A 23,813-nucleotide genomic window follows, 5' to 3' on the forward strand; every position below is an offset into this window, starting at 1 on the left:
GGTGGGGTCTGTTGGGGCGTTGTTGGCTGGGGTCGGCTGCGGGTCGGTGCCTAGGAGTACCTCCGGCTTGGGGCGCAGGGTGTCGGCGTCGAGCCAGCCTTGCTTGACCGCCTCTTGTTGGCAGCCGGTGCGGGAGCGGCCGTGGGCGTGGCTGATGGCTTTCCAGTTTTCGCCGGTGCGGATGCGGCGGAGGAGGTCTTGGCGCTCGTCGTCGGTCCAGCGGGTGCCGTGGTTGGGCCATTGGGCTTTGCGGAGGGCTGATTCGGGGTTGGGTTGTTTGGCGAACCAGGTGATGGAGCGGAGTTGGCCTTGGGCGGCCACGTAGACGATGTCGCCTTGGTGGTGGAAGACGAGTTGGTCGTCGTGGAACTCGACGCCGTCGGCGGGGATCATCAGTTGGGCGCCGGGGGTGGTTTCGGGGCCGGCTATGAGTTCCGCGCGGAGCCAGGGGTGGGTTTGGGTGGACATTGGTTCCCCCTCTGTGGTGGTTTGAACCTTTTGGTGACACCAGGGTGACAGAGGGGTCTGACGGTTTTTGGGGGTTTGGGGGGATTGGGGATAAGAGGTTTTATATTACCTTTGGCTCTTTTTGCGCCTCTTGGCCCGGGTGCTGGTGAGCAGGAGGCTGGTGAGCATGCCGGCCAGGAAGGTGCCTGCCAGGGTCAGCCACATGGGGCTGGTCACGGTTACCACCCAGAAGGTGATGCTGGCTTTGTGGGTGTTGGCCAGGATGAACCAGATCGCCACCACCGCGATGACGATGCCGCCGATCATGCGGGAGCGCTGGGCCTTGTCGGCCGCGTTGAGCGGGGCTTGGGCCGGCGGGGGCTTCGGGGCGTCGGTCGTCATGTCCGCACCTGTTGCCGCGCTGGTGCCTCGGGAACCGTTTATTGCCCCGAACAGGGGAAGGGGCGGGTGTGGGTCAGCGGTTGTTGAGGGAGAAGACCACTGAGCCGAAGGAGACCTCGTCGCCTGGGTGGACGGCGGTGGGAGCGGTGATGCGCCAGCCGTTGACTCGGGTGCCGTTGGTGGAGCCCAGGTCCACCAGGAACCAGCCGGTTTGGGAGCGGCGGAACTCGGCGTGGTAGCGGGACACCGTGGTGTCGAACAGTTGCAGGTCGCATTCGGGCATGCGGCCGATGCGCAGGGTGCCCTGGGGACCGCCGGGCAGGGACAGGCGGGGCAGGGAGGGGCCGCGCCAGGCGGCCTTGACCTTGAAGCGGAAGTGGGCGACGGCCGAGACGGCGTTCACCACGCGCTGGCCGAAACCCGGGCTGTCGGGCGGGATCGGCAGGTCGGAGACGAGTTGGGTCAGCTCGCTGTGCGACTGGACCGCCAGTACCCGGTCGATGCGGTGGGAAAAGGTGTCGCTGGACAGCCGGCCGGCCTGGGCGCCGGCCGACAGCGCTTCGATGGCGTCGTCGCGCTCGGCGTCGGACGGCCGAAAGTCCGGCGGCTGCCACGCCGCGCTCCCGAACGAAGGACCTCCCATGGAAGAGATTGTCCAATGTCGGCGGATCGGGTGTCCAGCAAGAGTGCGGGGCGTGATCGAGCCCTGTGTTACCCGCGGGGGTCGGTCACCTGGCCGAGGAACAGGATCTGGCCGCTCACGGTGTCCCGGATCAGGACCAGGAAGGGCCGGTCGACGTGCATTTCCGTCGGCTGGCGCGGCGGTCCCGGGGCGGCGCCGGCGATCACCGTGACGCCCGACGCCGCGGCCGCCGTGGTGCCCTGCTCGTCGACGGCGACGTGGGTCTTCTGCGCGACCATGCCCACGTGGAGCGGTTCGGCCGTGGCCGGCAGGCCGCTCAGATCCGCCGATTTCGGGTCGAACGCCGAGGTCATGCCCAGTTTCTGAAGCGCGGTTCCCAACTGGGCGCCGGTGTCGAAGGTGAACTTCGGGAGTTCGAGGGCGACGGTGCCCGGCGCGGCCGTGTTGATCATCGCGCTGAGGTTGTCGGCGGTGAGCGCCTTGCGGAAGGTGTCGAAGGACCCGGCTGACGGGAGCAGGATGCCCATCGCCATGTGGTCCTGTTGGTACGGCAGTTCCGCGTACTGCCAGCCGCTGCCGGAGGCGTAGCCGAAGCTGCTCTCGTCGCTCATCATGGAGACGTTCGCGGTACCGCCGTCGAGCAGGTGGAACGGCTTGTCCGCGGTTTCGTTCTTGTCGAAGGCCCCGGCCCACGCGGCTTTGAAGTACAGCGCGTCGGTGAGCGCGAGTCGGGTGTCGGCGGTCATCGAACCGGGTCCGAAGAGGTCCTTGATGAGGCCGTTCGTCTGGTCCTCGACGTTTTTGTCGATCGTCTGGCGGGCGGCGTCGGGGTTCGTGAAGTCGGTCTCGTGGACGCTGGTGTCGAAGGCCGCGGACAGAGCCTGCGCATACGACTGCTGGAGGCCGTAGCCCTGCTGCGTCCACACGGTGTCGTACTGCCGCAGGTCCGCTTTGTCGGCGAGTTCGCGCTGCATGGTCGCCGAGTCGAGCGCACCGAGTGCGTCGGCGAACTGGCCGGCCGGCATGGTGGTGTGCAGGACCTTGGCCATCTGGGCCTCGGTCTGGCCCTTGGCGCCGGGCATCAGCATCGCCAGCACCGTGGCCAGGCTGGTCGGCGAGACCATGACGTTGCCCTCGCTGCCGTCCGAGACGGAGTGGAAGATGTCGACGCCGAACGCGTTCACGCTGGCCGAGGCGGAGCTCAGCTCGGCCGGCCCGACGAGCGACTGTGCGTTGTCGACCCGTACGGGGCCGGTGTGTTCGGGGCCGGTGCGCACCGGTGCACCGTGACCGTGCGTACTGCTGCCGGAGGAAGCGCACGCCGTCAGGGCGGCGAGGGACGCGGCGGCGATCGCGGCTATCTGCTTGCGTGGCATGCGGATTGGACGCGGACCGGGCCGTCTCGGTTTCCCCGACGAGGGGGTGACCGCGTCCGGGGTTGATCGTTGAAGCGGGCATGAACGCCATGACCGTGCCCCCGATGACCAGCCCGGCGATGCCGCAGAACCAGGATCAGGAAGTACCCGGGGAAGTCGTTGACATCCCGCAGCAACAGGACGCCGAGTCGCCCGCGCAGGACGCCGGGGAGGTGTCTGTGGAAGCCGCTGTGGAGCCGGAGCCAGTCGCCGAGGTCGGCGAGCAGAGCGACGAGAAAGACGGCCAGGACGACAAGGACGGCAAAGAAGGCGGGGACGAGAAGGATCTCCGGGAGGAGAAGGAAGAGAAAGACGAGAAGGAGGACAAGGATGAGAAGAAGGCGGCGGCCAAGCCGAAGCGCAAGAGCGCCCCGCGCAAGGCCGCCGGCGGCACCAAGAGCCTTGTCGTCCTGAAGGAGGGCCGGGTCCAGTACGCCGACGTGGACACCGTCGTCGTGGTGGACCTCGATGAGGCCGCCTCCCCCGACACTGATGTGCACGACGTCCTGGACCGGCTCACCGAGCTGCGCGACGCCACCGAGTCGCCAGCCAAGGCGGGCGCGGTCAGGGCACTGACAGACCTGATCCAGGAGAAGGCCCTCGGCTAGATGATTGATTCCTGGGGGTACCGGCGCGAAACGTCACGCAGCCTCTGGCTGCCAAGGGCACAGTAGCGGCGCCTGGCCGCCCCGGCCGGCCACCCACAGCCAAACCAGGCTGAGGGCGGCCGTCCGGGTCGCCCATGCTTGCTGCTGAGCCGTTTCGCAATTTCACGTGTCAGCGGCGGTTCCGTATGCCGGAACCCCCAGGAATCAATCATCTAGTCGCCGATCAGGCGTCGGCGGGCGGCTGCCACAGCGGTTCGTCGACCGTGAAGCCCACCGGCTCGCCCCAGCCGTTCCGGTACGCGACCTCGTGCGCGGGACGGCGCGGGGCGACTCCCCATCGTCCGGTCGGGTAGCCGAAGGACACGCAGCAGGACTGGGTCCACTTCTCCTCGGCCGGCACGCCGAGGATCTCCTTGACTTCCTGATCATGGAAGCCGCCGAGGATCGTGGTCAGCGAGCTGCCGACGCCCTGGGCCCGGGCCGCCAGCTGCGCGCTCCAGACCGCCGGGAAGATCGAGCCGCCGGTGCGGTCGCGCTGGACGAAGGCGAACAGGAACAGCGGGACCTGTTCGAAGTGCTCGCTGAGCCACTGCGAGGACTTCGTGACCTTCGCCATCTGCCGGGACTCGGGGCTGTCCGGGTCGGCGGCCATGGCTTCCAGCAGCGGGGCGTAGACGGTCTTGTAGAGCTGGTCCATGGCGTCGCGGTAGAGCGGACCGAGGAGGTTCTTCTTCTCTGGGTCGTCGAGGAGCAGGAATCGCCAGTTCTGCCCGTTGCCCCCGGAGGGCGCGCGGATGGCGGCGTCCAGGATCTGGGCCTGGACCGACTCCGGAATCGGGTCGGGCTTGACCCGGCGCATCGCCCGGGTGGTGTAGAGCGCTTCGTAAATGTCCATGGTGTACCGAACAGTAGGTTTCCCCTGAGGCCGGCACAAGCGCCCGCTCAGTCATGGCGCAGCGCATAGCTCAGGCGGTCCGCGACGGCGGCCCGGGCCAGCCGCACGGCGGTCGCGTTGTCCACAGCTAGGAACACCAGGCCGCCGTCGTCCGGGGCGGAACGGGTGAGCGAACCGGCGTCCGCTGAGTGCGCGATCTCGAGGACCGAGACGTCCGTCGCGACAGCGGTCTGAGCCCGTGGCGGGCCGGGGTCGGAGTCGGGAGCCGGGCCCGCAAGAGCGTCGGGTGGGCCCGGTGGTCCGCCCGGACCGCCGTCCCGGGCGGCCAGCACGTCGATCCGGTCGCCGGGGCGCAGATACCCGGTGCTGCCGGGGTCGGCGAACCGCACCGGGACCGCGACCAGGCCGCTCATCAGGGATTCCGCCGCGAACCGGGGCGGTCGGCGCGGCGGTGGGGCCGAGTGTTCGGCGGTCAGCAGGGCCATTGAGACCCCGGCGAAACCGGCGGCGCCCAGGACGCGCAGCCTCCGGGTGCGCGACGAGTGGCGCCGGCCGGTCAGTCGGGCGACGAGCTTCGGGCGGGTGGTGGTGGGTGACGGCATTGCTCCCCCAGGCGTAGTCGGGACGCTTCAGGGAGTAATGATCCGAGGGGGCCGTCAAGCCTGTCCACCGGTTGCCGGGCAGCCTGTGGATAACTGGGGAGATTCTGTGGATAACCCGGTGGATAACCGGGGTGGCTCAGCTCTTTGTGGACGACGAAGAACTCGAGCTTGACGACGACGAGGACGACGTGCTCGACGACGAGGACGACGACTCGCCCTTGGCCGAGCCCTTGGTCGAGCCCTTCGACTCGCCGGAACCGCCCGAGCTGCCGGAGTCGCCCGAACCCGACGACCCGGACGAACCGTTCGACGAGGACGACGGCGGCGTGGACGAGCTCGAAGCCGAGCGGCTGTCGGTGCGGTAGAAGCCGCTGCCCTTGAACACGATGCCCACGGCGGAGAAGACCTTGCGCAGTTCGCCTTGGCAGTTCGGGCACACGGTCAGCGCGTCGTCCGTGAACTTCTGCACGACCTCCAGCGCCTCACCGCAGTCTTTGCACTGGTACTGGTAAGTCGGCACGGGGAAACTCCTTCATCGACCTGGCACTCTGGCCGCCAGACTGCCAATTCTGCGGGATCGGTGCGCGGACTGTCCAATGCGGTGGGGCAGTATCGTGACACACGTCACTAAAGACACCGCTCAGACGGCCGTCGCGCGCTTAGAGACCCTCGCACAACGGGGGATCTCAGAACAGCGGGATCTCGAACCAGACGAACTTCCCGGCGTCAGTGGGCCGCGCGCCCCATCGGGCCGACAGTGCGTCCACGAGATACAACCCGCGGCCGCCCTCATCTGTTTCCGCGGCCTGCCGGATGCGCGGCAACCGCACGTCCGGGTCGTGCACCTCGATCCACAGGGCCCGCAGGCCCCGGCGCAGCACCAGGTCCAGCCGCCGCGAACCGCCGGGGGCGGCCAGCGTGCCGTCCAGCATCCCCAGCTCGTCCAGCAGGCCGGGCTCGGCGAGCAGGTCCATCTCGTTGTCCTCGTCCAGGGCGCCGAGGTGGTCGGCGTACTCCCGGACGGCGGCCAGCTCCATCATGTCCTCGGCCATCGGCGGCGGCTCCGGCTCCGGGTACTGGTCGGAGTCGGAGAACGACCACGGGGTCGGGCGTGGTCCGCTGGCGTGCCGCACCGCGTTCGTGATCAGTTCGGAGACCAGCAGCTCGGCCAGTTCGGCGTGCTCGCTCAGGCCCCACTCGCGAAGTACGGCCCGGGTGTGGTGCCGGGCCGCGAACGCCGCCTCGGGGCGCGCGGGGAGGGCCAGCCGCGACAGCGGGAGGTCGACGGTGGACGTCGCCATGGCCAGCACGGCCTGGTCGTCGTGCGCTTCGCTGCCGGCGGCCCGCAGGGCGGCCCGGCAGATCGCCCGAGGCTCGCGCACCACGCGCTCGATGGCCAGACACAGGGTGCGGACTCCCGTGTCCACCGACTGGTCGCGACGTTCCACGACCCCGTCCGTGTACATCACCAGGACGTCCCCGGGAGGGATGCTGAAGATGTGATCCTCGAACTGCACGGCGCCCTTGCCGCCACCCGGTCCGAGCGGACCGATGCCCAGCGGGACGTCCGGCGGCACCTCCATCGGATAGGTGCCGTGTGCGGAAGCCAATAGCGGCGGCGGATGTCCGGCGTTCGCTAAAGCGCAGCGCCGCGTGAAGGGGTCGTAGATGGCGTATACGCAGGTGAAGAGGATTTCTTCGTTCAGCCCACGGACCAACTCATCCAGATATGAGAGCAGCTGTCCGGGCTGAACATCCAGTACCGCATAAGCGCGCAGAGCGGCGCGCAACTGCCCCATCACCGCAGCGGCGTGCGCACCGCGTCCCTGTACATCTCCGATGACCACGCCGATCCGCCCCGCCGACAGCTCGACCACGTCATAGAGGTCACCGCTGACTTCGGAGGCGGCACCCGGCGCATAGCCGACGCGGATGGAGACGCCATCAGGAAGCGGGAGATCGGTCGGCAGTAGCGACTTCTGCAGAGCCAGGGCCAGGGTCCGCTGCCGGTCGAACATGGCCGCGTTCTCCAGAGCCAGTCCGGCCCGCGCCGCCAACTCCTCTACGAGTTCCAGGTCCGCGGTGTCATAGCGCGGGGTCGGGTCGGCGTCCTCAGTGAGCGCGATCGCCAGCACTCCGCGCACACCGCTCGGTGCCAGCAGCGGAACGGCGATCAGCGACTTCGCATCCAGCAGGAGCGCCTTGCGGTCGCACTCCTCATCCGGATCCAGCGCCTTGACCCGCGGCGCGCCCTGGATGAGGACTGGGCGTCCGGTACGCAGCGCACGGTCACAAGGATGGCGCGCCGGGTAGTGGATCTCTGTACCCGCACGCATAGGGGGACACGGAGAGGTGTCCGTACTGTGCACGGTCACCAGGCGCTGCGCAGTGCCGTTCTCGTCCAGCAGGTCCACGACGCAGGTGTCGGCGAAAGCCGGAACCAGGATCTCGGCGAGCGCGGCCAGAGTCCGGCCGGTGTCTAGAGAGGTCCCTAACTGCATCCCCGCACGGGACAACACTGCGGCGCGTACCGCCGCCCGGGCCGCGGCCCGCTGCTGGTCGTCCCGGCTGGCGTCGGAGCCGAAGAGGTCGATCGCGGTCACCACGGTGCCGGTGACCATGCCGCCGTTCATCATGGGAGCCGCGCGCACCCGGGCGAGCAGAGAGTCGCCGTTACGCGTGGTGATGGGGAAGGAACCCTCCCATGTCCCGCCACGTTGGACAGTCGAACCGATGGAGTCCAGGTGTGACAGCGCGTTGCCATTGGTGTCGTCGACGACCACGAACTCGGTCCACGGCCGGCCCAGCACCTCTTCGCCGTACCAGCCGAACAGCTCCTCGGCGGCCGGGTTCCAGCCGGTGATCTGGCCTCGGTGGTTCAGGACCACCACCGGGTCGGGCAGGGCCTCCAGGACCGAGATCGCCGCGGTCTGGGTGCTGTTCGCCGGTACGAGCTCGGCGGCCGGCCGCGGCCGGGCATGCGGGAGCTGTTCCCCGGTCCCCGGCTGACGTCGCATGTGAGGTACCAACCGCTCTGCCGACCCTGCGTTCTTTAAGCGCCGAGTCTGCCACTAGCGGTCCCCTCAGCGCGAGAGAACCTCGCCGGGAGATTCGTTCCAGCGGCGAACGGTCTGCCCGGCGACCGCCATATCCACCGGCCGGTCGTGTGGTTCCACGGGGAGGTCGACATCGAGTTCGTCCGGGTAGAGCAGGGCCGCCACCCGGGGGCGTACGGCGCGCGGGGACGCCTCGATCCTGGCCAGCACCCGGTCGTAGCTGCCGCCGCCCCGCCCCATCCGGTGACCGCTCGGTGACACCGCGAGGGCCGGGACCACGATCCAGGAGGCTGACAACACAGCGTCCACACCCAGTGACTCGGCCGGCTCCGGGATCGGGCTCGGCCGCGAGCCGCCCGGCGGGATCCTTCGAACGAGTGAATCAGGGCCGGAGTAGTACCCCCACGACAGGTCCATGTCATTCTCTAGAATAGGTAACAGGACGCGGATACCGCGCCCGCGCAATCCCGCCAGCAACGGGCCGGTGTCCGGCTCGGTGCCGAAAGAGGCGTAGGCGGCGACCGTGTTCGCCGCTCCGATCTGCCCCACCAGGATCTGTCCCACCAGCACTTCGCACGCCGCGCTCGACCACGCCGCGCGCTGCTCCGGGGCGCACGCGCGCCGGGCGGCCAGCAACCGTGACCGGATCGTGCCCTTGGCATGGGCCGGGTCGTTGGATTGATTCGTCATGCTGTGCTCAAGAATGCCAGGTCGGGAGAGGAGCCCCACCCATGTCTCTCACGGCGCTCGGCTTGGTGTTGCTGGCGGTGGCCTGTTTGGCCTTAGCCGGCCTGAACCTGGCACTGCGTCGGCGACTGGAACACCTGGAGGAGTCCACCCGCACCGCCCTGGCCGAGGCCGCCAGCGAGGTGACCGGGCTGGAACAGGGCCGGGAGGACCTGGAACGGCTGTCCGCGCTGGACCCGCTGACCGGGGTGTGGAACTACCGCCACTTGCAGGGCATGTTGGCCCGGGAGCTTGAGGCCGCCCGCACCACGGGCATCGGCGGGGCGCTGTTGATGATCGATGTCGACGACTTCCGTCAGGTGAACGCCGCGCACGGCCACCAGCGCGGCTCGGCTGTGCTCCGCGAGCTGGCGCAGCGGTTGGCGCTGGAAGTGCGACACGCCGACACTTTCGCCAGATACGGCGGTGAGGAGTTCGTCCTCATTTTGCCCGGAACCAACGCCGAAACAGCGACGAAGGTCGCTGAGAGACTGTGTTACGCGGTCCGCAAACTCACTTTCGACGCAGGTCCGGACGGAGACGCGGAGCAGGGCCCGTTCCAGTTGACCATCTCCGTCGGCGGCGTGATCTTCCCCGACCACGGAACGCATGCCGCGACCCTGTTGCGCGTCGCTGATGAACAACTCATGGAAGCTAAACGTGACTCTCATGGAAGTTGGCGGATCACCTGATAGCGTCCCGATTTATGGTGGAGGTTCGCAAAGCAGTCATCCCGTCGGCAGGTCTGGGAACGCGGTTCCTGCCGGCCACCAAGGCGACGCCCAAGGAGATGCTTCCGGTCATCGACAAACCGACGATCCAGTACGTCGTCGAGGAAGCCGTGACCGCCGGACTGACCGACATCCTCATGGTGACCGGCCGGAACAAGCGGCCGCTGGAGGATCACTTCGACCGCGCCGCAGAGCTCGAGGAGGCACTGGCCGCCAAGGGCGACGAGAAGCGCCTGCAACTGGTCCGGGCGTCGTCGGAGATGGCGAACGTGCACTATGTCCGACAGGGCGACCCCAAGGGTCTCGGGCACGCCGTCCTTAAGGCGGAGTCCTATGTGAACGGCGAACCGTTCGCCGTCCTGCTCGGTGACGACTTCATCGACGACCGCGATCCGCTGCTCCCCGCGATGATCGAGGTCCGGCAGCGCTATGGCGGATCCGTGGTCGGGCTCATCGAGGTTCCTGAAGAGCAGATCCATATGTACGGCTGTGCCGCGGTGAAGCCGGCGGCCGACGGCCCGGGCCTGTCCCAGGCGCACACCAGCCTGATCCAGATCACCGACCTGGTGGAGAAGCCCTCGGCGGCCCAGGCCCCCTCCAACCTGGCCGTGATCGGCCGCTACGTGCTGGACCCGGCCGTCATGGAAGTCCTGCGCGAGACTCCTCCGGGACGCGGCGGGGAGATCCAGCTGACCGACGCGCTGCGCACCCTGGCGAGTGACCCGGACATCGGCGGACCGGTCCACGGCGTGGTCTTCACCGGGCGCCGCTACGACACCGGTAACCCGATCGACTACCTGAAGACCGTGGTGCAGCTCGCGGTCGACCGCCCCGACCTCGGCCGGGAGTTCCGCGACTGGCTGTCGTCCTATGTGCGTGAAGGCTTCCAGTCCTGAAGCACCGACTTCCTCCCTTATAGGTATAGGTCACCTTATAGATACAGATCACTCCGCCAACGGCGTTCGCGTCGGCGGCATAAGGGATGATGGACGCATGTCCGATTCCGATAACGCGACGATGCGCAGCGTCGACGACCACCTGAAGACGGTCCTCGACACCGTGCAACTGCTCGCCCCGATGGAGCTCCCGATCACCGATGTGAACGGGCTGGTGCTGGCCGATGACGTGGTGTCGGCCATCTCGCTGCCTCCGTTCGACAACTCTTCGGTGGACGGCTACGCGGTGCGCCTGGCCGATCTGGAGGGCGCCGGCGAGGACAGCCCGGCGGAGCTGCGGGTGCTCGGCGACGTCGCGGCCGGCTCGGTCCACGAGGGCATCCTGGAGCCGGGCACCTGCCTGCGCATCATGACCGGCGCGATGGTGCCGTACGGCGCCGAGGCGATCGTGCCGCTGGAGTGGACCGACCGCGGTACGGAGAGCGTGCGCATCACCCGGGCCCCGGAGCGCAACGAGCACATCCGGATACTCGGTTCCGACGTGACGGCCGGCGACGTCGTGCTCAAGGCCGGCACCCACCTGGGCCCGCGCCAGATCGGCCTGCTGGCCGCGATCGGCCAGGTCCACGCCCCGGTGCACCCGCACCCGCGGGTCGTGGTGCTGTCCACCGGCTCCGAGCTGGTCGAGCCGGGCACCCCGCTGGGCCCGGGCCAGATCAACGACGGCAACGGTCCGGCGCTGACCGCCGCGGTGAACGCCATGGGCGCCACCGGCATCCGGGTCGGCATCATCGGCGACGACCCGCAGGGCGTGCTGGACGCGATCGAGGACCAGCTGATCCGCGCCGACATCGTGATCACCACCGGCGGGGTCTCGGTCGGCGCCTACGACGTGGTCAAGGAAGTGCTCTCGACCCTGGGCACCGTGGAGTTCTCCAAGGTCGCGATGCAGCCGGGGATGCCGCAGGGCTTCGGCACGGTCGGCGAGGACCGGATCCCGATCTTCACGCTGCCGGGCAACCCGGTGTCCGCCTACGTCTCCTTCGAGATCTACATCCGCCCGGCGATCGAGAAGATGATGGGAATCGAGACCGGGCCCCGCAACACCGTGACCGCGACCTGCTTCGGGGCCTTCAAATCGCCCGACGGCAAGCGCCAGTTCGCCCGCGGCGTGTTCGACCCGGTCGGGCTGTCGGTGCGGCCGGTCGGCGGGCACGGCTCGCATCTGGTCGGTGACCTGGCCCTGGCCAACGCGTTGATAGTGGTGCCGGAGCACGTGACCGAGGTGGTCGACGGCGACGACGTCGAGGTGATCGTGCTGGACGGCGGTCCGCGGTGACCGCCGCCGAGGCAGCGGGGCCGGACCAGGCAGCAGGGCCGGCGGCAGCAACCGGAGCCGCCGGAGCGACCGGAGCCGCCGGGTCGGCCGGGTCCGCTGGGTCCGCCGCGGGCGGCAAGTCCGACCGCCTGACCCACATCGACGCCTCGGGCGACGCGCGCATGGTGGACGTGACCGCCAAGCCGGTCTCCGCGCGCCAGGCCCGCGCGACCGGCTTCGTCGAGGTCTCCCCCGAGGTCGTGGAGCTGCTGCGCGGCGAGGGCGTGCCCAAGGGCGACGCCCTGTCGGTGGCGCGCATCGCCGGCATCATGGGTGCGAAGAAGACCTCCGAGCTGGTGCCGCTCTGTCACCCGATCGGGATCAGCGGGGTGAAGGTGGCGCTGGAGGTCGAGGACGCCGGCGTGGCCATCGCCGTCACGGTGAAGACCGCGGACCGCACCGGCGTGGAGATGGAAGCGCTGACCGCGGTGGCGGTCGCCGGATTGACGGTCATTGACATGGTCAAGGCGGTCGACCCGGCCGCGGTGCTGACGAAGGTGCAGGTCGAGGCCAAATCCGGCGGTGTCTCTGGAGACTGGTCGCGGCCGGACTAGAACACGTACTCGATAACTCTTGCGACTTGAAGGTCTCGGTGTCATGGTGCCCCGAACGCGGCTTGTGAGGCTTCTCACAGGTCGTGGCCCTAGGCCGATCGGACATCTCCCCGAGATCTCAAGGACGCGCCATGACCGAATCGAGTACCGCGCCCGCACCGCCGCCAGATAACGACACCGGGCGCCTGGATCACGCGTCCCGGGCGCGCATCTTCTCCGTCATCGTGGTCGTCGTGCTGTTCGCCGAGGTCGCGCCGCTGCAGTACACGATGGTCTCGCCGGCGGCCCAGCTGATCGGCCGCAGCTTCCCCGGGGTGGGGAGCAACATCGCGTGGATGACCATCGTGTTCGGGCTGGTCGGCGGGGCCGCGACGCCGATCCTGGGCAAACTGTCCGACCTGTACGGCAAGCGCAACATGCTGCTGGCGGTCGGCGTGTCGTTCCTGTTCGGCTCGGTGATCTGCGCGACCACGAGCAACTGGACGCTGTTCCTGATCGGCCGGGCGTTCCAGGCGGTGGCCATCGCCGCGGCCACCGTCGCCTACGGCCTGATCCGGGACCTGATCCCGCGCAAGTACGTGCCGCTGGCGATCGGGCTGGTATCGACCGGGCTCGGGGTGTCCGGGGTCGGCGGGATCATGCTCTCCGGAGTGCTGACCGATTCCGCCGGCTGGAGCTACAAGTCGTTGTTCTGGTTCCTGACGATCTACACGTTGGTGACGCTGCCGTTGGTGTTCCTGATCTGCCCGGAGACCAAGTTCCGCGCCCGGCAGAAGCTGGACCCGCTGGGTGCGCTGCTGCTGGCCGGCGGCGTCGGATTCGGGCTGCTCTACGTCTCCAACGGGGCGAACGTCGGCTGGACCGATCCGCTCTACCTCGGCTACCTGATTCTCGGCCTGCTCCTCATAGCGGCGTTCGTCGCCTTGGAACGCAGAGTCAGCCAGCCGATCATCGATTTGAAGCTGCTGTTCTCGCCACAGGTCTCGGTGGTGCTGTTCATCGGGTTCTTCGCCGCGATCGTGGTGGGCATCCAAGCCTTCGCGATCCCTTATATGGTCTCCACCCCGAGCCACAGCGAACTGATCGCCGCGGGGCAACAAGGCGCGGCGGCCCGCTTCAAGGGGATGGTGCAGCCGAATCAGGTCCCGGTGAAGGTACTGGGAGACGTCGGCTACGCTCTCGGATTCACGTTGCTGGGCTTGGCGTTCCACGTCCAGGTATATGGCTCCTCGGTGTCCATGGTCTCCGGTGCGGCCTCGGGGCAGCTGTCGGGGAAGATCGGTGCGCGTAGACCGCTTCTGCTCGGTATGTTCGCCTTCGCCTTGACCAGCGGTATATATGCCGCATGGCATCACGGAGCGCTGACGCTTGCCCTTGTCGGTGTTGTCTTCGGGGTTGGATTCGGTGCGTATTACGCGACAACGCCGAACCTGTTGGTGGAAGCGTCTCCGCCGGAACAACAGGGCATCACCGCGGGGATGCTCGGAGTGTCCAACTCCATAGGCACTGCGGTGGGGACCGCTATAGCGGCGGCGTTCCAGGCGGCGCATCCTGTGAAGCTGGTGGTTGCCGGGCAGACGGTGCTCGCAGGGACACCAGATCCGAAGACCGGTATAACGGAGCGCGCGGCGGTCTTCACAGACGCTGCCTATACGCAGATCTTCATCGCCTGCGCTATAGCCGGCCTGATCGCGCTGATCGGTACGTACTTCATGCGGTCTGGACGTACGCCTTCTACCGGCGGCCTCGGCTATCTGTCCGAGTCGACACCCGCTAAACAGGCCGCGACCGCATAGGGAAGTTTGACCGCATAACGGTCTTAGACAGGCGCCGCCACACTGATGGGCTCGCACCGGGCGTTCAAGCACAGGCCGGTGGTGAGCGAGAAGTCGAAGTTGTGCGCTAGGCAGCGCAGAACCAGGCCCTCCGGCGCCTCGTCTATCACCGCTCCCTCAGCGAGGTCTTCGCCTGAGTGCGGGCAGTAGCGCGTCACTTCGAAGGCGCGGTCACCGGCGCTTAAGGTGACAGTCGCGTTCGGGTCGCGCTTGTCGTAGTCCTCAACAGCCTGCAACGCGTCTGCGTCGGCGTGCTTGAGCAAACCGAACAGGTAGGTGCCATCGGCATCTGGAGTGTGCTCTATGAGCAGACGCCGCGACAAGAACAAGTCGTCCCAACGGATCTCCCCGCTGAGTACTGCCTCCAGCCAGCGAGCTTCCACACTGAATGTGTACTGAGGAGCCTGCTGGGAGTGGGACGCCCCGAGGTCGACATCCCATACGCCGCCGTCGGCTCCAGAGACGTCGAAGCGTACCGTCATGCTGATTCGCTCTAAGAAGTACGGACTTAGCCGACCTAGCCGTACGAAGTGCTCCTTGAAGCGCTTTGCAAGACCTGAGCCCGCACCGGGATCCGGATGCGCTGCCCACACTTCGGCGATCTCCTGCGCGCGTGAGGAGGCGTACGCATCTAGATGCTCGCTATAAGCGAATCCCTCCCAGTGCGGATCCCTTATGACGTCATGGGTTGTGGGCGCTATGCGGACACTGTCCCCGGGAAGCATCCGCAGAGTCTCGGTCGGGAGTTCGCCGGGCTCACAGAGGTGCTGGTTGTGCTGTGCCAGGGCCGGATCCAGGAAGCACGCCGGTCCTGAGTACGTCATCACCAGACGCGGCTTCACAGAGCGCACCAACCGCTTCACCGCTTTGAACCTGGGCTCCGACGCGTCCAGCGCCATCAGGTCCAGCGGTCCGCCGACCTCGACCATGGCCCGGCGCGTCTGCGACAAGGACAGTCGCGCATCGTTGCCGTGCAATACGGAAACGCCGTCCGCGACGATCAGGAACGCGGCGCGGTGTTCCGCCGGCGACTGCTCGGGTATCGCGGTCAGCCAGTCACCCCGGTCGTTGAGCGGCAGCCGCTCCCAGGCCGCGACCTCGACGATGTCCTTGACACCGGCCTCGGAGAGCCGGTCTCGGAAGACGGATGACGGATACTCGGGGATCACCACGCGGACGCCGTCGCTGAGCGCTGACAAGAACGCCAAGTCCATGTGGTCCAGATGCGCGCTCGACACGGCGACCCACTCGGCGTGCCAAAGCCCTGGCATAAGCCGCAGATGGCTGTTGTCCGGGAACGGGAACCGCGCGCCGAGGTACGCGCCGCCCGGCGATACCCACGGATCGCACAGGACCCGCAGATTCTGGGTCTGCAGTCGCAGACCCATGTGTCCCGTCGAACTTATGAGTGGACCGAGCACCGGCTCATCCTGCCCCACAAAGCCACCGGGGCCAACCCTGCAAAGCCACCGGGGCCAACCCCGCGAAGGGGTGGCCCCGGCTGAACAGCGCCTATGTGCCGCAGGTGAGCGGGTAGGCGAGTGAGCGGGCGATGTCAGATCGCTGCTTCGAAGGCCTTCGCCATCACCTGGTAACCCGCGTCGTTCGCGTGGATGTTGGGACCGACCGGGGCCGGCGCGCACATCCAGGTCCACTGGCAGATCCGGGCCACGTTCAGCGGCACGGTGACCCCCGGCTTCAGCGGCACCTGGTCGATGAAGTCGTTGCTGTCGAAGGCCGAGGCGACGTCGGCGACCCGGACGCCGTTCAGCGGGTACTCGACGGCGAAGACCCCATTGAAGAGGTTGAGGAAGACGCCCGACAGCTCGGCGTTGGTCTGGCCGGAGGAGCCGGTGAGCCAGGTCGCGAGGAAGGGGTTGTAGTACGTCGACCCGACGAACTCGGTCTTGTGGCCGGCCGCGGCGCGCAGCGTCTGCAGGATGACGGGCAGGTCCTGCGCGGTCTGCTTGATGCCGTTCAGGCCGCACTGGATATCCAGGCCGTTGGCACCCGCGCAGCCGTCGACGTCGTTCGCGCCGATGTCCAGGGTCACCATGACCCGGTCGCCCTTGTGCGCCTTGAGGAACGTGGCGGCGGCGTCGAGCTGGCTCTTGTACGGCTCCGGGTACGGGCAGCCGCCGTGGATCATCGAGCCGGTGGTCTCGCCGGGGCACGCCAGGTTCACGTACTTGGTGCCCTGGGCCTTCAGCGTGGCGGCGATGTCGTCGGCGTAGCCGTGGCCGCTGATGTAGCCCTGGCCGGTCACCGCGTCGGGCTGCCAGCCGGCGCCGAGCGAGTCGCCCAGTGCGAGGTAGTAGTCGTACGGCTGGTGCTTCCAGCCGTCGGCGGCGCTCGCCGGGCCGGCGCTGACCGCCAGGCCGCACAGCGCGGCGGCCGCTATCGCGGCGGCCTTGCGCAGGCCGAGTCTGGGAACGTGCATACTCTTCGGTCCCCTCCCGTGGAGATGGCGCCGCCCGGCGAGGATGGCTCGCACAGAGAGTTGGCGGCGAACACCTGGATGCTACTGGCAGGTAGCCAGGAGGGGTAGAGGACCGGTCCTCTCTTGGAACGCAGAGGAAACGCCATAGCGCCCATAGCGCTATCGTCAGGAGAAAGACCGGTTTCGGTCGAAAGTCACCGCTATGTCAGGTCGCTGCGTCAGTTGTCGAAAGGCAGAACCAGCGTCCGCAGCAATCCGGCCAGCGCCTCCCGATCGGCCATCGAAATGCTGCCCAGCAGATCCCGCTCCTGGGCGAGCAGCCCCTCGAACGCGCCGTCCACCCGCTTGCGCCCGGTGTCCGACAGCTGCACCAGCACCCCGCGCCGGTCGCCGGGGTCGGGGAGGCGCTTGACCAGGTCCTTGGCGGCCAGGCGGTCGATGCGGTTGGTCATCGTGCCGCTGGTGACCAGGGTCTGGGTCAGCAGTTTGCTGGGGGTGAGCTGGTAGGGGGCGCCCGCGCGGCGCAGGGCGGACAGGACGTCGAACTCCCAGGGTTCGAGGTCGTGCTCGGCGAACGCGGTGCGGCGGGCGCGGTCCAGGTGGCGGGCCAGGCGGGAGACTCTGGAGAGGACTTCGAGGGGGGCGACGTCCAGGTCCGGGCGTTCGCGGTGCCAGGCTTCGATGAGGCGGTCCACCTCGTCCCGGCAGGCCTGGGCGCCGGGGTCCTCGGGTTTGGCGCCGTTGCCGGCGGTGGTCGCGACGGCGTCCAGGTCGTGCGTGTGTGGCGTCTCCACCGCGTACCTTCTCCTCGCCGATGATCCGAGATCCCAGCCTACCGGGAAGGTCGGCGCCGAGCATCTTGACATCGAGATTCTTGACCGGGCAGACTCTCGGTACATCGGTATCTCGATATCGAGATACTTGGTGGAGATACTTGATGGAGACCCGACCCGGAACCCCGACCCGGAGATCCGACCCCCAGCGGAGGCACAACACCATGGCCGGCGACATCTGGAACGCCCAGCAGTACCTGCGGTTCGAGAACGACCGCCTGCGCCCCTTCCTGGACCTGGTCACCCAGCTGGATCCGGACGGCGAGGTGCGCACCGTCGTGGATCTGGGCTGCGGCCCCGGCAACGCGACCGCGCTGCTGGTCGACTGGTGGCCGGACGCCCGGATCGTCGGCGTCGACTCCTCGCCGGCGATGATCGAGGCCGCGCGGCAGCACGCCGTGCCCGGCCACATCGAGTTCGAGCTCGGCGACCTGCGCGACTGGCACCCGGACGACAAGGTCGACGTCCTGCTCGCCAACGCCGTGCTCCAGTGGATCCCGGACCACCTGGACCTGCTCCCGAGCCTGACCGCGCAGGTCGCCCCCGGCGGCGTGTTCGGCTTTCAAGTCCCCGGCAATTTCGAGGCGCCCTCGCACCTGGCGCTGGCCGAGGTGAAGCGCAAGTGGGCCGACCGCGTCCCGCCCGGCCTGGACCGGCCCGGATCCCACGACCCGGCGGTCTACCTCGGGAAGCTGGCCGAGGCCGGGTTGGAGCCGGACGTGTGGGAGACCACGTACACCTACCTCGTCCCGGCCGACCCGGACCCGGGCGTGCCCTGCGGCGTGACCGAGTTCGTCCGCGGCACCGCGCTGCGGCCGGTGGTCAAGGCGCTGAACGAGGCGGACGCCGCCGACTTCGTCGCCGAGTACGACGCCCTGGTCCGTACCGCCTACCCGCTGCACGAGATCGGCGGCCGCACCGTGCAGCTGCTGGACTACCGGCGGATCTTCGCCATCGGCCGGTCTGCCTGACACATCGGCCGGTCTGCCTGGAATCGGCCACAGAACCGCGCAAACCGAGTATCGCTGAACAGGGGAGAAGAAGGATGCTCACAACACTCCACCACGTACAGGTAGCGGTCCCGAAGGGGGTCGACGACGTCTCGCGCGCCTACTACGTCGGCGTCCTGGGCATGACCGAGCTGACCAAGCCACCGACGCTGGCGGCCCGCGGCGGCTGCTGGTTCGCCGGCGGCGGCCTGGAGATCCACACCGGCGTCGTGGAGGATTTCGTCCCGGCGCGCAAGGCACACCCGGGGATCATGGTCACCGACATCGACGAGCTGGTCGCCGCGCTCACCGCCGGCGGGCACGAGTACACCTGGGACGAGACCATCCCGGACCGCCGCCGGGTGCACACCTTCGACCCGCACGGCAACCGGCTGGAGTTCATCCAGCAGTAGCCGCAGGGGTAGCAGTAGAAGCAGCAGCAGTAGAAGAAGCAACAGAAGAAGCAGCGGTCAGCGGTAGCCGCTGTAGCCAGCCGGTTCGCGACAGCCGCTACTCGTCCGTGAGCTCCCGGTCCCGCTGATCGAGTTCCTTCAGCAGGGCCTGGAGCTCGCCGCGCACGTAGTCCCGGGTGGCGACCTCGCCGACCGCCATCCTGAGCGAGGCGATCTCCCGGGTCAGGTACTCCATCGTCGCGATCGACATCTCCTCGCGGGCCTTGTCCTCGGCGATCTGCACCTTGTCCCGCTCGGCCTGCCGGTTCTGCGCCAGCAGGATCAGCGGGGCGGCGTACGCGGCCTGCGTGGAGAACGCCAGGTTCAGCAGGATGAACGGGTACGGGTCCCACCGGATCGTCTTGGTGATCACCATGATGTTGAGGATGATCCAGACCACGACGATCAGGCTCTGGATGATCAGGTACCGGGCCGTGCCGAAGAACCGCGCGATGCTCTCCGACACCCGCCCGAAGGCGTCCGGGTCGAACGAGGGTTTCAGCGACACCTGTCGCCGGCCGCGCGGCTGGTCCAGTCGCGGCGGGGTGTATTCGCGCGCCATTTAGCCCTCCCCCGCCTCGTTGTTCCGCTTGAGCGCCGATCGCTCGCGCTCGGCTTCCTGCTCCTCCAGCAGGTCCACCACCTCGCGGGCCTCGCGCTGCAGCTCGTCGAGCGCGTGCCTGGAGGGCTGCTTGCGCCAGTCGTCCGGCAGCAGGTGGTCCAGCACGTCGTCCACGGTCACCGCGCCGAGCAGCCGGTCGTCGGTGTCCACCACCGGTGCGGCCACCAGGTTGTACGTGGCCATGTACGCCGTCACCTCGTTCAGCGGAGTGTCCGGGGGCAGCGGCTCCAGCTCCAGGTCCACCACCGAGGCCGCCAGCGCCATCGGCGGCTCGCGCAGCAGCCGCTGGATGTGAACGGCGCCGAGGTAGCGGCCGGTCGGGGTCTCGGTGGGGGCGCGGGTCACGAACACCAGGGAGGCGTTCGCCGGCGTCCGCTCCGGATCGCGCACCAGGGCCAGCGCCTCGGCCACGGTCGCGTTCGGCGGCAGGATGATCGGGTCGGAGTTCATCAGGCCGCCAGCGGTGTCCTCCCGGTAGGTCAGCAGCCGCCGCACCGGGTTCGCCTCCTGCGGCTCCATCAGCGCCAGCAGCCGTTCGGCCTCCTCGGGGCTGAGCTCCCCCAACAGGTCGGCGGCGTCGTCCGGGTCCATCGCCTCCAGCACGTCGGCGGCCCGCTCGGACTCCAGGTCGCCCAGGATCTCCACCTGGTCGTCCTCGGGCAGCTCCTCCAGGACGTCGGCCAGGCGATCGTCGTCCAGCGCCGCCGCCACCTCGCCGCGCCGCCGGGGGGTCAGCTCGTGGATGACCTGGGCCAGGTCCGCGGCGTGCAGCTTGTCCAGGGCGGCCACCAGTTCGGCGGCGCCCTGGGTGCCGGCCGCGGCCAGCCCGGTGACCGCGTCCCAGTCCACGGTCAGTGACTCGCCGCGGCGCCGCAGGCCGCCCTTGATCCCGCTCTTGACCGGCTTCTGGACGAACAGCTTGCTGACCACGATCTCCTTGCCGCCGCGCTCGGGTTCGATCGCGACGTCGCGCACGGTGGCCGGGCCGCCGCCGGCCTTGAGGTGCACCTGCCGGTCCAGCAGTTCGGTCAGCACCAGCGTCTCGCCGGGCCGCTGCTGGAAGTGCCGCATGTTGACCAGGCCGCTGGAGACCACGTGCTCGTTGTCGATCGACTTCACCCGGCCGATCGGCAGGAACACCCGGCGCCGGCCGTGCATCTCCAGCACCAGGCCGAGCACTCGGGGCGCGGACTCGCCGGAGCCCATGCCGACCACGATGTCGCGGATCCGGCCGACCGGGTCGCCGTCCGCGTCGAACACGGACCGGCCCGCCAGGTGCGAGACGTAGACGCGGGACAGGGCGCTCAAGTCATCCTCCGCATCCGGGTCGGCCGGCCGACGGTACCGCGGACCGCCGCCGGTGGTCATGGTGAATGTGCTGCCGGCGGCGGTCGCCGAAACGCCGCCGACCGCGGGACATCCCAGGTCTGATGATGTGATCAGGCTACCGGTTCCGGGCCGGAGGCGGCCGACTCCGCTACTCCGTCCCCGCCGCGTACTCGGACCGTCTAGTCTCGTGGCGTCACCGATCGACTGGAGTACCGTGCGCACGTCCCGAGGAACCGCCGTCCGAGCAGGCGCCGTGGCGATAGCGGCCGTGGCGGCCCTGGCCGGGTGCGGCTCCACCGGCACGAACGGCGTGGCGAAGAAGGGGACCGGCTCGATCGTCGCCGACGCCGAGGACGCCGTGCTCAACGCCAGCAGCGTCCACATCCAGGGCCAGTTCAAGTCCGGCAACCAGCCGGTCGCGCTGGACCTGCGGCTGGAGCAGGACAAGGGCGCCTCCGGCACGGTCACCATCGGCAACGAGGTGATCGAACTGCTGCGGGTCGGGCCGGACGTCTACGTCAAGGGTGATGAGGAGTTCTACCGCTCCGTGCTGTCCCGGCTCGGCGACGGCTCGCCGGCCCCGTCGGCGGCGCCGAGCGGGACCGGGGCGCCCTCGGCCGCCGGGTCCGCGGCCGCCAGCGGCAGCTCCAGCGCGCCGGACAACATCGCGGTGACCGCGATGCAGATCAACTTCCTGCACATCGGCCCGGCCGACGCGCAGTACCAGACCTTCGCCTCGCTGACCGACCCGCGGCAGCTGCTGGCGCAGGTCATGCAGGGCATCGGGTCATTGGACAAGGACGGTCAGAAGGACATCCGGGGTACCAAGTCGATCGTGCTGTCCGGGGGCAAGGGCACCCGGGTGTACGTGGCCATCGACGGTCAGCCGTTCTTGGAGCGGGTGCTGCCGCCCGGCGGCGGGACGCTGGACTTCATGGACTACGACCAGCCGGTGACGCTGAACCCGCCGCCGCCGGGGCAGGTCGTGGACATAGCCAAGATCGCGAAATAGCCGCGATCCGGCGCACCGCCGATCCGACACAGCATCACAGATCCAGCGCACCGCCGATCCGTCACCCCACCGAGGCGAAAGCCTTGCCGTCGAGGACGATCCCCGGCTCGACCCCCAGCGCCGCGTAGACGTGCGCCGCGACGTCGACGTGCCGCAGCCTGCCGTACTCGGCGCCGCCCTCGATGCCCGGACCGCACGCCGCGATCCACGCCGTCCGCTCGGCCTCGCTGTCCCCGCCGTGCCCGCCCGCCAGCACCTGGCCGTGGTCGGTCACCAGGATGAAGGTCCAGTTCTCGGCGGCCCGGTCCGGCCGGGACGCCACCGCCGCCAGCAACTGGCCGACCCGCTCGTCGGTCCGGCGGATAGCCGCCCGGTAGAGGTCGCCGCAGCCCTGGTCGTGGCCGGTGGCGTCGTTCACGCCGAGGTAGACGAACGCCGCGCTGACGTCCTCGGCGGCCAGGACCCGCACGGCGTCGCCGGTGACCGCCTCGTCGCCGCGGTCGCAGCCCGGCGCCGACTGCCCGAACGTGGCGAAGCTCAGCCGGGACGGCGCCGCGAACATCGGGCCGTGGTCGGCGGTGGTGGCCAGGGGCGGCCAGGCGCCGACGGCGAGGTAGGTGTGCAGGCCGAAGTCGCGGGTCAGCACGGTCAGGAAGTCCGGGTGCTCGGCGAGGCGGTGTCCGGCGAAGTCGTTGCCGGTGACGTGGTGCCGGTCGATCGTGGTGCCGGTGACCGCGGTGGCCCAACAGGGCCCTGACACCGTCGGCGTGCCGTCCTCGATCCAGACCGGTGCGAGGAAGCCCTCACCGATGACGCGGCCGATGTCGGGGGTGGGTTCGGCGTCGAGGAAGTCGAGCCGGGTGCCGTCGATCCCGATGACCAAAACGCGTGAAGTGCTCATGTCTCCCCAGGCCTCGCCAGCCGACTACGCGATCCGTGCGAGATCATCCTCACGGACCGCGCCGAGCAGCGGAAGCCCCGCGGCGTAACGCTCCACCTCGGCGACGGCGTACTCGCCGAGCAGCGCCACCTCGGTGCCCATCGCCCCGGCCAGGTGCGGCGTCACGACCACGTTCGGCAGCAGGAACAACGGATGCCCGGGCGGCAGCGGCTCATCCGGGTCGGTGACGTCGAGGAACGCGTCGATCCGACCGGTCGCGCAGTGCCGCACCAGCGCCTCGGTGTCGATCAGCGCGCCGCGCGCGGTGTTGACGAGCACTGATCCGTCGCGCATCAGCCCCAGCCGCCGATCATCGAGCAGGTGGTGGGTCTCGGGCAGGGACGGCGCGTGCAGCGTCACCACATCGCTGCGGCGCAGCAGATCGTCGAGCTCGACGAGTTCGATCGACCACGGCGCGGGCATCAACGCCGCGGCGTCTGCGGCGCTCAGCGTCGGGTCGGCGAGGAGTACCCGGAAGCCTTCGCGGGCCAGCATCGGCAGGACCAGCCGACCGATCCGCGACGCGCCGACCACCCCGACCGTGCGGCCGGTGTTGCCGAAGTGCCGCGAGCTCGCAGAGTGCTTATATTCACCCTCGGCGTATCGCCGCGCCATCAGGAAAGTCCGTTTGCCGGCCAGCAGAATCACGCTCATCGTGAACTGCGCGACCGGATAGGCGTTGGCGTCCGCGGCCGAGGACGCGAGGATTCCGCGGGCCCAGAAGTCCGGGCCCAGATGCTGCTTCACCGACCCGGCCGCGTGGATCACGGCGCGCAGGTTCGGCGCCGCGTCCAGCACCGCGGCGGTCAGCGGCGGACAGCCCCACCCGGTGAGCAGGACCTCCGCTCCGGCCAGCGCCCGCCGGGCACGCGGCTCGGCGAAATCGGTCACGACCAGGCCGTGGTCGATGTCCACGACGGCGTCGAGCCGGGTGCGCAGCGCGGGCCCGAACGCCGCGTCGGCGACGTCCGGGCGCATGGCGGATAACGCGGCGGCGCGGTCGGCCAT

Annotated in this window: 25 protein-coding genes; 9 read left to right on the forward strand and 16 right to left on the reverse strand. The window is 68.9% G+C overall.

What is annotated here, in order from left to right; translation table 11 throughout:
• The 4 genes from KGQ19_RS01600 to KGQ19_RS01615 all read right to left on the reverse strand — a co-directional run.
• A partial coding sequence (locus tag KGQ19_RS01600; RefSeq protein ID WP_212007223.1) for a hypothetical protein occupies positions 1–468 on the reverse strand: 468 nt, incomplete at its 3' end.
• Positions 469–573: 105 nt separating this feature from the next.
• On the reverse strand, positions 574–849 hold the full coding sequence (locus KGQ19_RS01605; RefSeq protein ID WP_212007224.1) for a LapA family protein: 276 nt from the start codon (positions 847–849) through the stop codon (positions 574–576).
• Between the two features lie 73 nt (positions 850–922).
• Positions 923–1,492, reverse strand: a complete 570-nt coding sequence (locus KGQ19_RS01610; RefSeq protein WP_212007225.1) for an FHA domain-containing protein — start codon at positions 1,490–1,492, stop codon at positions 923–925.
• 68 nt (positions 1,493–1,560) lie between these two features.
• On the reverse strand, positions 1,561–2,868 hold the full coding sequence (locus KGQ19_RS01615; RefSeq protein ID WP_212007226.1) for a serpin family protein: 1,308 nt from the start codon (positions 2,866–2,868) through the stop codon (positions 1,561–1,563).
• Between the two features lie 80 nt (positions 2,869–2,948).
• Here KGQ19_RS01615 and KGQ19_RS01620 point away from each other — a divergent pair, with 80 nt between their 5' ends.
• Positions 2,949–3,515 (forward strand): hypothetical protein, encoded by a 567-nt coding sequence (locus KGQ19_RS01620; RefSeq protein WP_212007227.1) that lies wholly within the window; start codon positions 2,949–2,951, stop codon positions 3,513–3,515.
• Between the two features lie 223 nt (positions 3,516–3,738).
• On the opposite strand, the gene KGQ19_RS01625 is transcribed toward KGQ19_RS01620, so the two are convergent.
• From KGQ19_RS01625 to KGQ19_RS01645, 5 genes are all read right to left on the reverse strand, one after another.
• Entirely contained in the window at positions 3,739–4,410 is a 672-nt protein-coding gene (locus KGQ19_RS01625; protein ID WP_212007228.1) for a nitroreductase family protein, read from the reverse strand.
• A gap of 47 nt (positions 4,411–4,457) precedes the next feature.
• The gene (locus KGQ19_RS01630; protein WP_212007229.1) at positions 4,458–5,012 is read right to left on the reverse strand and encodes an RcpC/CpaB family pilus assembly protein; all 555 of its coding nucleotides are present in this window, start codon (positions 5,010–5,012) and stop codon (positions 4,458–4,460) included.
• Positions 5,013–5,148: 136 nt separating this feature from the next.
• The gene (locus KGQ19_RS52530) at positions 5,149–5,532 is read right to left on the reverse strand and encodes an FmdB family zinc ribbon protein (RefSeq protein WP_212007230.1); all 384 of its coding nucleotides are present in this window, start codon (positions 5,530–5,532) and stop codon (positions 5,149–5,151) included.
• Between the two features lie 166 nt (positions 5,533–5,698).
• Positions 5,699–8,029: an ATP-binding SpoIIE family protein phosphatase gene (locus KGQ19_RS01640; protein ID WP_212007231.1), complete on the reverse strand. Its 2,331-nt coding sequence runs from the start codon at positions 8,027–8,029 to the stop codon at positions 5,699–5,701.
• A gap of 66 nt (positions 8,030–8,095) precedes the next feature.
• Positions 8,096–8,758: a 5-formyltetrahydrofolate cyclo-ligase gene (locus tag KGQ19_RS01645; protein WP_212007232.1), complete on the reverse strand. Its 663-nt coding sequence runs from the start codon at positions 8,756–8,758 to the stop codon at positions 8,096–8,098.
• A gap of 41 nt (positions 8,759–8,799) precedes the next feature.
• Here KGQ19_RS01645 and KGQ19_RS01650 point away from each other — a divergent pair, with 41 nt between their 5' ends.
• The 5 genes from KGQ19_RS01650 (at position 8,800) to KGQ19_RS01670 (ending at position 14,149) form a co-directional block, all read left to right on the forward strand.
• Positions 8,800–9,486, forward strand: a complete 687-nt coding sequence (locus KGQ19_RS01650) for a GGDEF domain-containing protein (protein WP_212007233.1) — start codon at positions 8,800–8,802, stop codon at positions 9,484–9,486.
• A gap of 14 nt (positions 9,487–9,500) precedes the next feature.
• Positions 9,501–10,421, forward strand: coding sequence for a UTP--glucose-1-phosphate uridylyltransferase (locus KGQ19_RS01655; protein ID WP_212007234.1), 921 nt, complete (start codon positions 9,501–9,503; stop codon positions 10,419–10,421).
• A 97-nt stretch (positions 10,422–10,518) separates the two neighbouring features.
• Positions 10,519–11,760: a molybdotransferase-like divisome protein Glp gene (glp, locus tag KGQ19_RS01660; protein ID WP_212007235.1), complete on the forward strand. Its 1,242-nt coding sequence runs from the start codon at positions 10,519–10,521 to the stop codon at positions 11,758–11,760.
• Between the two features lie 128 nt (positions 11,761–11,888).
• On the forward strand, positions 11,889–12,353 hold the full coding sequence (gene moaC / locus KGQ19_RS01665) for a cyclic pyranopterin monophosphate synthase MoaC (RefSeq protein WP_268907665.1): 465 nt from the start codon (positions 11,889–11,891) through the stop codon (positions 12,351–12,353).
• Positions 12,354–12,484: 131 nt separating this feature from the next.
• Positions 12,485–14,149, forward strand: a complete 1,665-nt coding sequence (locus tag KGQ19_RS01670; RefSeq protein WP_212007236.1) for an MFS transporter — start codon at positions 12,485–12,487, stop codon at positions 14,147–14,149.
• Between the two features lie 23 nt (positions 14,150–14,172).
• On the opposite strand, the gene KGQ19_RS01675 is transcribed toward KGQ19_RS01670, so the two are convergent.
• From KGQ19_RS01675 to KGQ19_RS01685, 3 genes are all read right to left on the reverse strand, one after another.
• On the reverse strand, positions 14,173–15,627 hold the full coding sequence (locus tag KGQ19_RS01675) for a Rieske 2Fe-2S domain-containing protein (protein ID WP_212007237.1): 1,455 nt from the start codon (positions 15,625–15,627) through the stop codon (positions 14,173–14,175).
• Between the two features lie 116 nt (positions 15,628–15,743).
• Positions 15,744–16,628 (reverse strand): SGNH/GDSL hydrolase family protein, encoded by an 885-nt coding sequence (locus KGQ19_RS01680; protein WP_212007238.1) that lies wholly within the window; start codon positions 16,626–16,628, stop codon positions 15,744–15,746.
• 218 nt (positions 16,629–16,846) lie between these two features.
• On the reverse strand, positions 16,847–17,323 hold the full coding sequence (locus tag KGQ19_RS01685; protein WP_368862042.1) for a MarR family winged helix-turn-helix transcriptional regulator: 477 nt from the start codon (positions 17,321–17,323) through the stop codon (positions 16,847–16,849).
• A 302-nt stretch (positions 17,324–17,625) separates the two neighbouring features.
• Here KGQ19_RS01685 and KGQ19_RS01690 point away from each other — a divergent pair, with 302 nt between their 5' ends.
• A complete protein-coding gene (locus tag KGQ19_RS01690) occupies positions 17,626–18,432 on the forward strand; it encodes a methyltransferase domain-containing protein (protein ID WP_212007240.1) in 807 nt (268 codons plus the stop codon).
• 74 nt (positions 18,433–18,506) lie between these two features.
• Complete coding sequence (locus tag KGQ19_RS01695; RefSeq protein ID WP_212007241.1) at positions 18,507–18,863, forward strand: VOC family protein; 357 nt, start codon at positions 18,507–18,509, stop codon at positions 18,861–18,863.
• A 97-nt stretch (positions 18,864–18,960) separates the two neighbouring features.
• On the opposite strand, the gene KGQ19_RS01700 is transcribed toward KGQ19_RS01695, so the two are convergent.
• A complete protein-coding gene (locus KGQ19_RS01700; RefSeq protein WP_212007242.1) occupies positions 18,961–19,464 on the reverse strand; it encodes a DUF1003 domain-containing protein in 504 nt (167 codons plus the stop codon).
• Entirely contained in the window at positions 19,465–20,832 is a 1,368-nt protein-coding gene (locus tag KGQ19_RS01705; protein WP_230418058.1) for a magnesium transporter MgtE N-terminal domain-containing protein, read from the reverse strand.
• Positions 20,833–21,106: 274 nt separating this feature from the next.
• Between KGQ19_RS01705 and KGQ19_RS01710 the strand changes: the two genes are divergently transcribed.
• Positions 21,107–21,865 carry a hypothetical protein gene (locus KGQ19_RS01710; protein ID WP_212007244.1) on the forward strand — a complete coding sequence of 253 codons (759 nt, stop codon included), beginning with the start codon at positions 21,107–21,109 and terminating at the stop codon, positions 21,863–21,865.
• A 61-nt stretch (positions 21,866–21,926) separates the two neighbouring features.
• On the opposite strand, the gene KGQ19_RS01715 is transcribed toward KGQ19_RS01710, so the two are convergent.
• Together KGQ19_RS01715 and KGQ19_RS01720 are read right to left on the reverse strand one after the other, a co-directional pair.
• Positions 21,927–22,766 (reverse strand): alkaline phosphatase family protein, encoded by an 840-nt coding sequence (locus tag KGQ19_RS01715; protein WP_212007245.1) that lies wholly within the window; start codon positions 22,764–22,766, stop codon positions 21,927–21,929.
• 24 nt (positions 22,767–22,790) lie between these two features.
• Entirely contained in the window at positions 22,791–23,813 is a 1,023-nt protein-coding gene (locus tag KGQ19_RS01720; RefSeq protein ID WP_212007246.1) for a hydroxyacid dehydrogenase, read from the reverse strand.

Origin of the sequence: Catenulispora pinistramenti, from assembly GCF_018274385.1 — a bacterium.
Classification (GTDB): Bacteria; Actinomycetota; Actinomycetes; order Streptomycetales; family Catenulisporaceae; genus Catenulispora; species Catenulispora pinistramenti.

Excerpts from the sequence above, each read along its gene's own strand:
- KGQ19_RS01640 (WP_212007231.1), bottom strand. The coding sequence starts at position 8,029 with ATGCGACGTCAGCCGGGGACCGGGGAACAGCTCCCGCATGCCCGGCCG.
- KGQ19_RS01620 (WP_212007227.1), top strand. The coding sequence starts at position 2,949 with ATGAACGCCATGACCGTGCCCCCGATGACCAGCCCGGCGATGCCGCAG.
- KGQ19_RS01695 (WP_212007241.1), top strand. The coding sequence starts at position 18,507 with ATGCTCACAACACTCCACCACGTACAGGTAGCGGTCCCGAAGGGGGTC.
- KGQ19_RS01645 (WP_212007232.1), bottom strand. The coding sequence starts at position 8,758 with ATGACGAATCAATCCAACGACCCGGCCCATGCCAAGGGCACGATCCGG.
- KGQ19_RS01700 (WP_212007242.1), bottom strand. The coding sequence starts at position 19,464 with ATGGCGCGCGAATACACCCCGCCGCGACTGGACCAGCCGCGCGGCCGG.
- KGQ19_RS01690 (WP_212007240.1), top strand. The coding sequence starts at position 17,626 with ATGGCCGGCGACATCTGGAACGCCCAGCAGTACCTGCGGTTCGAGAAC.
- KGQ19_RS01670 (WP_212007236.1), top strand. The coding sequence starts at position 12,485 with ATGACCGAATCGAGTACCGCGCCCGCACCGCCGCCAGATAACGACACC.
- KGQ19_RS01630 (WP_212007229.1), bottom strand. The coding sequence starts at position 5,012 with ATGCCGTCACCCACCACCACCCGCCCGAAGCTCGTCGCCCGACTGACC.
- KGQ19_RS01615 (WP_212007226.1), bottom strand. The coding sequence starts at position 2,868 with ATGCCACGCAAGCAGATAGCCGCGATCGCCGCCGCGTCCCTCGCCGCC.
- KGQ19_RS01655 (WP_212007234.1), top strand. The coding sequence starts at position 9,501 with ATGGTGGAGGTTCGCAAAGCAGTCATCCCGTCGGCAGGTCTGGGAACG.
- KGQ19_RS01680 (WP_212007238.1), bottom strand. The coding sequence starts at position 16,628 with ATGCACGTTCCCAGACTCGGCCTGCGCAAGGCCGCCGCGATAGCGGCC.
- KGQ19_RS01650 (WP_212007233.1), top strand. The coding sequence starts at position 8,800 with ATGTCTCTCACGGCGCTCGGCTTGGTGTTGCTGGCGGTGGCCTGTTTG.
- KGQ19_RS01625 (WP_212007228.1), bottom strand. The coding sequence starts at position 4,410 with ATGGACATTTACGAAGCGCTCTACACCACCCGGGCGATGCGCCGGGTC.
- KGQ19_RS01720 (WP_212007246.1), bottom strand. The coding sequence starts at position 23,813 with ATGGCCGACCGCGCCGCCGCGTTATCCGCCATGCGCCCGGACGTCGCC.
- KGQ19_RS01605 (WP_212007224.1), bottom strand. The coding sequence starts at position 849 with ATGACGACCGACGCCCCGAAGCCCCCGCCGGCCCAAGCCCCGCTCAAC.
- KGQ19_RS01610 (WP_212007225.1), bottom strand. The coding sequence starts at position 1,492 with ATGGGAGGTCCTTCGTTCGGGAGCGCGGCGTGGCAGCCGCCGGACTTT.
- KGQ19_RS01715 (WP_212007245.1), bottom strand. The coding sequence starts at position 22,766 with ATGAGCACTTCACGCGTTTTGGTCATCGGGATCGACGGCACCCGGCTC.
- glp (WP_212007235.1), top strand. The coding sequence starts at position 10,519 with ATGTCCGATTCCGATAACGCGACGATGCGCAGCGTCGACGACCACCTG.